At 72.5% G+C, this 9,238-nt stretch carries 9 protein-coding genes; 7 read left to right on the forward strand and 2 right to left on the reverse strand.

Annotation, left to right across the window (positions count from 1 at the left end):
* The first annotated feature begins 79 nt into the window (after window positions 1–79).
* From LG395_RS09080 to LG395_RS09100, 5 genes are all read left to right on the forward strand, one after another.
* Complete coding sequence (locus LG395_RS09080; protein WP_171155015.1) at window positions 80–1,102, forward strand: LacI family DNA-binding transcriptional regulator; 1,023 nt, start codon at window positions 80–82, stop codon at window positions 1,100–1,102.
* A gap of 131 nt (window positions 1,103–1,233) precedes the next feature.
* Window positions 1,234–2,223 carry a S1C family serine protease gene (locus LG395_RS09085; RefSeq protein WP_225809025.1) on the forward strand — a complete coding sequence of 330 codons (990 nt, stop codon included), beginning with the start codon at window positions 1,234–1,236 and terminating at the stop codon, window positions 2,221–2,223.
* Window positions 2,224–2,248: 25 nt separating this feature from the next.
* Complete coding sequence (locus LG395_RS09090; RefSeq protein WP_030653636.1) at window positions 2,249–2,473, forward strand: hypothetical protein; 225 nt, start codon at window positions 2,249–2,251, stop codon at window positions 2,471–2,473.
* 127 nt (window positions 2,474–2,600) lie between these two features.
* Window positions 2,601–3,335 (forward strand): response regulator transcription factor, encoded by a 735-nt coding sequence (locus LG395_RS09095; RefSeq protein ID WP_225809026.1) that lies wholly within the window; start codon window positions 2,601–2,603, stop codon window positions 3,333–3,335.
* Window positions 3,332–4,786: a sensor histidine kinase gene (locus LG395_RS09100; protein WP_225809027.1), complete on the forward strand. Its 1,455-nt coding sequence runs from the start codon at window positions 3,332–3,334 to the stop codon at window positions 4,784–4,786. Before LG395_RS09095 ends, LG395_RS09100 begins: the two co-directional genes overlap by 4 nt.
* A 10-nt stretch (window positions 4,787–4,796) precedes the next feature.
* On the opposite strand, the gene LG395_RS09105 is transcribed toward LG395_RS09100, so the two are convergent.
* Window positions 4,797–5,285, reverse strand: coding sequence for a MarR family winged helix-turn-helix transcriptional regulator (locus tag LG395_RS09105; RefSeq protein ID WP_171155007.1), 489 nt, complete (start codon window positions 5,283–5,285; stop codon window positions 4,797–4,799).
* A gap of 110 nt (window positions 5,286–5,395) precedes the next feature.
* Here LG395_RS09105 and LG395_RS09110 point away from each other — a divergent pair, with 110 nt between their 5' ends.
* Window positions 5,396–6,262, forward strand: coding sequence for an NmrA/HSCARG family protein (locus LG395_RS09110; protein WP_171155006.1), 867 nt, complete (start codon window positions 5,396–5,398; stop codon window positions 6,260–6,262).
* Window positions 6,263–6,315: 53 nt separating this feature from the next.
* On the opposite strand, the gene LG395_RS09115 is transcribed toward LG395_RS09110, so the two are convergent.
* A complete protein-coding gene (locus LG395_RS09115) occupies window positions 6,316–8,100 on the reverse strand; it encodes a bifunctional metallophosphatase/5'-nucleotidase (RefSeq protein ID WP_225809028.1) in 1,785 nt (594 codons plus the stop codon).
* 175 nt (window positions 8,101–8,275) lie between these two features.
* On the opposite strand from LG395_RS09115, the gene mshD reads away from it, so the two are divergent.
* Window positions 8,276–9,202: a mycothiol synthase gene (mshD, locus tag LG395_RS09120; protein WP_171155002.1), complete on the forward strand. Its 927-nt coding sequence runs from the start codon at window positions 8,276–8,278 to the stop codon at window positions 9,200–9,202.
* Window positions 9,203–9,238: the final 36 nt, after the last annotated feature.

Genomic DNA, 9,238 nt, shown 5'->3' on the forward strand with positions numbered 1-9,238 from the left:
CCCGGAAGGGCACCGCCCGCGCGCGGCCGCCCTGTGATACGCCCTGCCCACGGGGGGTCAATCCGCGTAGACTCCGCGCGTGGCCAAGGTGACTCGGGATGACGTGGCACGGCTGGCTGGAACCTCCACAGCCGTCGTCAGTTATGTCATCAACAACGGACCCCGGCCGGTCGCCCCGGCAACGCGCGAGCGCGTCCTCGCCGCGATCAAGGAACTGGGGTACCGGCCCGACCGGGTCGCCCAGGCGATGGCCTCCCGGCGCACCGACCTCATAGGCCTCATCATCCCCGACGCCCGCCAGCCGTTCTTCGGCGAGATGGCGCACGCGGTCGAGCAGGCCGCCTCGGAGCGCGGGAAGATGGTCCTGGTCGGCAACACCGACTACATCGGCGAGCGCGAGGTCCACTACCTGCGCGCCTTCCTCGGTATGCGCGTCTCGGGCCTGATCCTCGTCTCGCACGCCCTGAACGACCTGGCCGCCGCCGAGATCGACGCCTGGGACGCGCGGGTGGTGCTGCTGCACGAGCGTCCGGAGGCCATCGACGACGTGGCCGTGGTGACGGACGACCTGGGCGGCGCCCAGCTCGCCGTGCGCCACCTGCTGGAGCACGGCTACGACTACGTCGCCTGCATGGGCGGCACGGCGCAGACACCGGCGGTCGGCGACCCGGTCTCCGACCACGTCGAGGGCTGGAAGCGGGCCATGGCGGAGGCGGGCCTGTCCACCGAGGGCCGGCTGTTCGAGGCGCCGTACAACCGCTACGACGCCTACCGGGTGGCCCTGGACGTCCTGTCCGGCCCGCACCGGCCGCCCGCGATCTTCTGCTCCACCGACGACCAGGCCATCGGACTGCTGCGGGCCGCGCGCGAGCTGCGCATCGACGTGCCCGGGCAGCTCGCGGTGGCCGGCTTCGACGACATCAAGGAGGCCGCGCTCGCCGACCCGCCGCTGACCACGGTCGCCTCCGACCGCTCGGCGATGGCGCGGGCGGCGGTCGACCTGGTGCTGGACGACGGGCTGCGGATCGCCGGGTCCCGGCGCGAGCGGCTGAAGACGTTCCCCTCGCGGCTGGTGCTGCGCACGAGCTGCGGCTGTCACTGATCACGGGGCCTCCGCGGAGAGGCCCCGTAGGAGAGGCCCCGTATCCCTCTTTATATGGGGCAAACGAGGTTCTGCCGGGCTTCTCAGGCGGCACTCAGGAAGCTCTCATGGTCGCGGGGGACTCTTTTGTCATGACCGAGAGCCAGGGCACTTACGAGCAGCCGCACTCCTACTCCGCCCCTGTGAACCCCGAGTGGCCGCCCCCGCCGCCGTACCAGCCGGCGGCCGCGGCCCCCGAGCCCGCAAGGAAGCGCACCCGCGGACCGATGGGTCTGCTCGCGGCGGTGGCGATCGTCGCCGCGGCGGTCGGCGGCGGTACGGCGTACGCCTTCCAGGAGCTGGCCGGCAAGGACACGGTGGCCACCGCCGGCAGCACCACCACCGTGGTGCCGTCGAGCAAGAAGGGTGACGTCGCCGCCATCGCCGCGGCGGTCAGCCCGAGCGTGGTCGAGATCAACGCGACGCTCCAGAACGGCTCCTCCACCGGCTCCGGCGTGATCATCACCTCGAACGGTGAGATCGTCACCAACAACCACGTCGTCTCCGGCGCCACCTCGGTCAAGGTGCGCACCAGCGACGGCAGGAGCTACACCGCCGAGGTCGTCGGCACCGACAGCTCCAAGGACCTCGCCCTGATCAAGCTGAAGGGCGCCTCCGGCCTCAAGGCGGCGGCGCTCGGTGACTCGGGCGGCGTCCAGGTCGGCGACACGGTCGTCGCGATCGGCTCCCCCGAGGGCCTGACCGGCACGGTCACCAGCGGCATCGTCTCCGCCCTGAACCGGGACGTCACCGTCTCCACCGACGAGAACCAGGGTCAGGGCCGAGACGACGAGGGGCAGTGGCCCTTCGAGTTCGGCGGCCGTGAGTTCAACGGCGACACCGGCTCGTCCACCACCACCTACAAGGCCATCCAGACCGACGCGTCCCTCAACCCCGGCAACTCCGGCGGTGCGCTGATCGACGCGAGCGGTCACGTCATAGGCATCAACTCCGCGATGTACTCCTCCGCCTCGCAGGCGTCCTCGTCCTCGGACGCGGGCAGCGTCGGCCTCGGCTTCGCCATCCCCGTCGACACGGTGAAGTCCGACCTGGCCAAGCTGCGGGCGGGCTCCGACAGCTAGCAACACCGAGTGCAAGGAGCAGGTCATGATCAAGCACGTCCCCCACCGGTTCAGCGAGCGTGGTCCGGCCGGTCTCACCCTGGCCCTGTCCATCGTGTCCGAACTGCACGTGCCCGTCCCGGCGCCCCGGGCCCCCGAGGTGGCCGCACCCGTGACGCCGGTCCCCCAGCTGATGGGTCTGCGCACCTCCGCCGCCCGTCCGCACCGCCGCAAGGTCCCGCTGCACCGCCTCAACACGGTCCGGGTCTGACCGGCGCGCGTGTCCCCGGCTCCCGGACATGGGACGCTGAGAGACACCGGCCACGGCCGGGAGGCTCCCGCCCCCGGCCGGACGGCACCGGCCACCCCACCCACCGCACCCCGAGGAAACGCGAGCGATGAGTCCCGCCGAAGGCGACCGTGACCCCCAGCGCATCCTGATCGTCGACGACGAACCGGCCGTGCGCGAGGCCCTCCAGCGCAGCCTCGCCTTCGAGGGGTACGACACCGAGGTCGCCGTCGACGGCGCGGACGCCCTGGAGAAGGCCACGGCCTGCCGGCCCGACCTGGTCGTGCTGGACATCCAGATGCCGCGCATGGACGGGCTGACCGCGGCCCGCCGCATCCGGGGTGCGGGGGACACCACCCCGATCCTCATGCTCACCGCCCGCGACACCGTCGGCGACCGGGTCACGGGCCTGGACGCGGGCGCCGACGACTACCTGGTCAAACCGTTCGAGCTGGACGAACTCTTCGCCCGCATCCGCGCCCTGCTGCGCCGCAGCTCCTACGCGGCGGCGGTGTCCGCCGAGGCCCAGGCGGACGAGGCGCTCACCTTCGGCGACCTGCGCATGGACCTCGCGACCCGGGAGGTCACGCGCGGCGGCCGGCCGGTCGAGCTGACCCGCACGGAGTTCACCCTGCTGGAGATGTTCATGGCACATCCGCGTCAGGTGCTCACCCGTGAGCAGATCCTGAAGGCGGTGTGGGGCTTCGACTTCGAGCCCTCCTCCAACTCGCTCGACGTCTACGTCATGTACCTGCGCCGCAAGACCGAGGCCGGCGGCGAGCCGCGCCTGGTGCACACCGTGCGCGGGGTGGGCTACGTCCTGCGGCAGGGCGGCGCCGAGTGAGGCAGCTGGCGCGCCGGTACCGGGCGCTGCCGCTGCGGGCGCGACTGGCGATGCTGGTCGCGGCCGCGGTGGCGTTCGCGGTGGCGGCGGTCTCGGTGACCTGCTGGTTCCTCGTGGAGCGGAAGCTGTACGACCAGCTCGACGAGGACCTGCAGAAGTCCCTGCGGAACACGACGCAGACGGACCAGTTGCAGTTCACCCTCGACAACTGCACGGACACCCCGCAGGCCAACAGCTTCCTGCTGCGCGACCGGTACTCCCAGCTGGTCACGGAGGACGGCAAGGTCTGTCTGTTCGGCGCCGCCTCGGGCACGATCAAGGTCACCCAGGCCGACAAGACCGAGATCAGTAACCTCGACCCCAGCATCCTGTACTTCCGCAACGGCAGCGACGACGAGGGCAACGAGCTGCGGGTGCTCACCAAGCCGGTCGGCCCCACCTCCACCCCGAGCGGCGGGCGCGGGCCCAACGTGGGCGTGCTCATCGCCGTACCCCTGAAGAGCACGCAGAAGACCCTCAACGACCTCGCCCTGGTCCTCCTGCTCGTCTCCGCCGTCGGTGTCGTCGGCGCCGGTGCCGCGGGCCTCGCCGTCGCGCGGGCCGGGCTGCGCCCCGTGGACAAGCTCACCGAGGCCGTGGAGCACGTGGCCCGCACGGAGGACCTGACCATCCGCATCCCCGTGGAGGACGTCAGCGAGGACGAGGTGGCCCGGCTGTCGAGGTCGTTCAACTCGATGACCGCCTCGCTGGCCAGCTCCCGCGACCTCCAGCAGCAGCTGATCGCGGACGCCGGCCATGAACTGCGCACGCCCCTGACGTCGCTCAGGACGAACATCGAGCTGCTCACCCGCAGCGAGGAGACGGGCCGTCCGCTCCCGCCCGAGGACCGCAAGGCGCTGCTCGCCTCGGTCAAGGCGCAGGTGACGGAGCTGGCCGCGCTGATCGGCGACCTCCAGGAGCTGTCGCGTTCGGAGGGGCAGCACGGCGAACGCGTCCAGGTGGTCGCCCTCCAGGACACCGTCGAGGCGGCGCTGCGCCGGGCCCGGCTGCGCGGCCCCGAGCTGTCGATCACCGCGGACCTGGAGCCCTGGTTCGTGCGGGCGGAGCCCTCCGCGCTGGAGCGGGCGATCGTCAACATCCTGGACAACGCGGTGAAGTTCAGCCCCGAGGGCGGCACGGTCGAGGTGCGGCTCGGCGGGGGCGTGCTGACGGTCCGCGATCACGGTCCCGGCATCGCCGAGGACGAACTCCCGCACGTCTTCGACCGGTTCTGGCGCTCCCCCAGCGCCCGTGCGCTGCCGGGCTCGGGCCTCGGTCTGTCCATCGTCGCCCGTACGGTCAAGCAGGCGGGCGGCGAGGTCTCGCTGGCGCCCGCCCAGGGGGGCGGCACGGTGGTGACGGTACGGCTGCCGGGGGCGCCGACCCCGCCGCCGGAGACACCGGCCGGCTGACCCGGCGTCCTCAGTCGGGCCTGGGCAGGGCGCGCAGGCGCCGGATCTGGGTGTGGCCGAGGTCGTGGGCCCGGCGCAGGTGCCGGGTGATCGCCCGCAGCTCGTCCTCGCTGTGGTCGTCCAGCAGGGTCTGCCAGGTCTCACCGAGGTCGTCCCACAGGGCTGTGACGCGCGCGAGGCGCTCCGGGACGGGGGTGACCAGCACCCGGCGGCGGTCCTGCCGGTCCGGGGTGCGGGTGACGTAGCCGCCGCGTTCCAGCCGGTCCACCAGACGGGTGGCCGAGCCGGTGGTGAGGCCGGTGCGGTCGGCGATCTGCCGGACGGTGAGCGGTTCCGGCTCGGCGGTCAGCAGGCTCAGGCACTGCACGTCGGTCGGGTGCAGGCCGAGGTGGTCGGCGACGGCCTGGTTGAACAGCACGTAGGCGGCCAGGTAGCGCCGGGACTCCAGGGCCAGCTCCTCGTAGAGGCGGGCCCGGTCGGGGCCGGTCACGTCGGTCACGGGGGTCTCCTCGCCGAAATCACTGCGCGGCGCAGTGACTCGTGCCCTAGTCTGCTGCGTGACGCAGCCAATGCGTCACGCAGCAATCTTAGCGACCCAGGGGGACATCCATGCTCACCATCGCCGTCACCGGCGCCACCGGCGCCCAGGGCGGAGCCACCGCCCGCGCCCTGCTGGCCGCCGGCCACCAGGTCCGCGCGCTGACCCGCCGGCCCGGCTCTCCCGCCGCCGAGACCCTGCGCACCCTGGGCGCCGAGGTCCGCCACGCCGACTTCGACGACGCCGGGTCGCTCGCCGCCGCCCTCACCGGCGCCGACGCGCTCTTCGCGGTCACCACCCCGTTCGGCACCGGCACCCGGACGGAGATCCGGCAGGGCACGGCCCTCGTGGACGCGGCGGCCGGGGCCCGCCTCGGCCATGTGGTCCTCACCTCCGCCGCCCACGCCGACCGCGGCACCGGCGTCCCGCACTTCGAGAGCAAGTGGGCGGTCGAACAGCACCTGCGCGCCTCCGGCCTGCCCTGGACGGTGATCGCCCCGGCCGCGTTCATGGACAACTACGCGAGCGGCTGGACCCTCGACGGGCTGCGCACCGGCGTCTTCGCCTGGCCCATGCCGGCCGACCGGCCGCTCACGCTCATCCCGGCCACCGACATCGGCGCGTTCGCCGCGCTGGCCCTCCAGCGCCGGGAGGACTTCGCGGGCCTGCGCGTCGACATCGCCTCCGACACCTGCACCCCCGCGCGGATCGCGGCCGTCCTCAGCTCCGCCCTGGCCCGCCCGGTCACCCATGCGCAGCCGCCCCTCACCCAGGTCGGCAGCCACTCCGCCGACCTGGCGGCGATGTTCGCCTACTTCACCGGCACGGGCCTCGACGTCGACGTCGCCGGCCTGCGCCGCGCCCACCCCGAGATCGCCTGGCACACCTTCGCGGACTGGGCCGCCGAGCAGAACTGGACGGCGCTGCTGGGCCGTTAGCCGCTCCGGGGCCCGGCTCCCGTCCACAGCTGTGGACGGGAGCCGGGGCCGCCCTACTGCACGACCGTGATCCGGTCCGCCTTCGGCGGTGCGATCGGGGACGTGGCCGACGAGTTGGCCGTCAGGTACTTCTCCAGGGCCGTCAGGTCGTCCGCGCCGACCAGGTCACCCGTGCCCTGGGCCAGCGTGGGGAAGCCGTCGCCCCCGCCCGCGAGGAAGCTGTTGGTGGCGACGCGGTAGGTGGCCGACGGGTCGATCGGGGCGCCGTTCAGACGGATGGAGCCGGTGACCACACGGTCCGCGCCGGACTTGGTGAGGTCCAGGGTGTACGTGAGCCCGGCGGACGGCTGGAGGATCTTCGGGGCCGCCGCGTTGGCGCCGCTGACCTGTTCCTTGAGGACCTGGACCAGCTGGGCGCCGGTGAAGTCCTGGAGGTTCACGGTGTTGGCGAACGGCTGGACCGTGAAGCCCTCGGCGTAGGTGACCACGCCGTCGCCCTCGGAGCCCTTGGCCGCGTAGGTGAGACCGGCCCGCACGCCGCCCGGGTTCATCAGCGCGAGGCTGGTCCTCGGGTCCAGCTCCCGGCCGTGGGCGAGCTGGGCGTCGGCGATGAGGTCGCCCATCGGGGACTCGGTGCCGCTGTTGTTGATGTCGCCGGAGATCCAGCCGATGGGGCGGTTGCCGATCGGGGCGGCCAGGGTGTTCCAGCGCGAGATCAGGTCGGTCATGTCCGGCGCCTTGGGGACGTCGCGGGTGACCACGTGGTTCGCGGACTTCACGGCCGTACGCGCGATGTCACCGGTGCGGCGGTCGTACGTCAGCGTGGTGTCGGTGTAGAGGCGGCCGAAGGAGGACGCCGAGGTGACCATCCGGGGGCGACCGGACGGGTCCGGGACCGTGCAGACGTACGCCTGGTGGGTGTGGCCGGTGACCAGGGCGTCCACCGCCGGGGTCACGTTCTTGGCGATGTCCACGATCGGGCCGGAGATGCCGCTGCCGGCGCCCGGGGAGTCGCAGTCGTAGTTGTAGGAGCCGGAGGCCGGGTAACCGCCCTCGTGGATCAGGGCCACGATCGACTGCACGCCCTGGCGCTGGAGCACCTTGGCGTACTTGTTGATGGTCTCGGCCTCGTCCTTGAAGGACAGGCCCTTGACGCCGTCGGCGGAGACGATGCCGGGGGTGCCCTCCAGCGTGACCCCGATGAAGCCGATCCTGACGTCCTTCTTCTTCCAGACCCAGTACGGCCTCAGGACCGGCTTGCCGGTCTTCTCGTCCAGGACGTTCGCGGCCAGGTACGGGAAGTCGGCACCCCGGAAGCCCTGGCCCGTGTAGCAGCCGTCCGTGGGGTGGCAGCCGCCGTTCTGGAGCCGGGCCAGTTCCCTCGCGCCCTCGTCGAACTCGTGGTTGCCGACCGAGGTGACGTCCAGGTCCAGCTTGTTCAGCGCCTCGACGGTGGGCTCGTCGTGGAAGAGGCCCGACAGCAGCGGGGAGGCGCCGACCAGGTCGCCGCCGGCCGCGGTGACCGAGTACGGGTGGCCGGCGCGGGCCTGGCGGAGATGGGTCGCGAGGTACTCGACACCGCCCGCGTCGACCGTCTTCGCCGTGCCGTCCGGCTGGAGTTCGGTGACCCGGCCGGAGGAGCCGGACGGAGGCTCCAGGTTGCCGTGCAGGTCGTTGAAGGAGAGCAGCTGGACGTCCTGGTAGCGGCCCGGACGGTGGTGGCTCTCGTGCGCGTCCGCCGGGAATGCGGCGGTCAGCGCCGCGGCCGTGGCGAGAGCGGCTGCGCTCGCGAGAAGGGCGTACCTACGACGTCCGGTGCGCCGGGGCGCGGCTGGCATGGGACCCCCCTGTGGGTCGGCTGTGGTGGCTCGGCGCAGCCTAGAGTCAACGCGCGTAGCACGACAGGGGGTTCATGGTTACATCCTGGTTTCCCTTTGCCCTTGCCTTTACCGGTGCTCCCGCCGTGGCCGACGTGCCGGGAATTCGCCCCGGACGCCCCGTACCCTCGTACGCATGAGCAGCGACGACACCGTACGGGGCTTCCCCGCCCGCTCCATCGAGACCTCCTCCGCGCTCACCCCGGACCGGGCCGAGGCCGTGCTGCGCCTGCTCGGTGAGGCCGCCCGGGCCGACGGGCAGCAACCGGTGTCCGAGCAGGGCCGGCTGCAACTGCGCGGCGGTGCCCGCGAGGGCGTCTCGCACCTGCTGCTGTCCGTCGACGGCGAACTCGTCGGCTACGCCCAGCTGGAGGACACCGACCCGGTGGAGGCGCCGGCCGCCGAACTGGTCGTGCACCCCGCCCACCGCGGGCACGGCCACGGCCGGGCGCTCGGCTCGGCCCTGCTCGCCGCCTCCGGCAAGCGGCTGCGGGTGTGGGCGCACGGCGGGCACCCCGCCGCCCGGCACCTCGCCCAGGTACTCGGCCTGACCCTGTTCCGGGAACTGCGCCAGATGCGGCGCTCGTTGACCGATCTGGAGCTGCCCGATCCGGTACTGCCGGAAGGCGTGACCGTGCGCGCCTTCGTGCCCGGCAAGGACGACGCCGCCTGGCTCGCCGTGAACGCCGCCGCCTTCGCCCACCACCCGGAGCAGGGCTCGCTGACCCAGCGGGACCTGGACGACCGCAAGGCCGAGCCGTGGTTCGACCCCGCCGGGTTCTTCCTCGCCGAGCGGCGCGGCGAACTGATCGGCTTCCACTGGACGAAGGTGCACGCCGAGGAGGGCCTGGGCGAGGTGTACGTCCTCGGGGTCCGGCCCGGCGAACAGGGCGGCGGCCTCGGCAAGGCCCTCACCACGGTGGGCCTGCGCCACCTGGCCGCGCAGCAACTGCCGGCCGCGATGCTCTACGTCGACGCCGACAACAAGGCGGCGGTGTCGGTGTACGAGCGCCTGGGCTTCACGGTCCACGAGACGGACCTGATGTACCGCACGGAAACCTGACGCAACCTGGCATCTGCCCAGGTGAGGGGCGGCCGT

The organism is Streptomyces spinosus, assembly GCF_020400655.1.
Classification (GTDB): Bacteria; Actinomycetota; Actinomycetes; order Streptomycetales; family Streptomycetaceae; genus Streptomyces; species Streptomyces argyrophylli.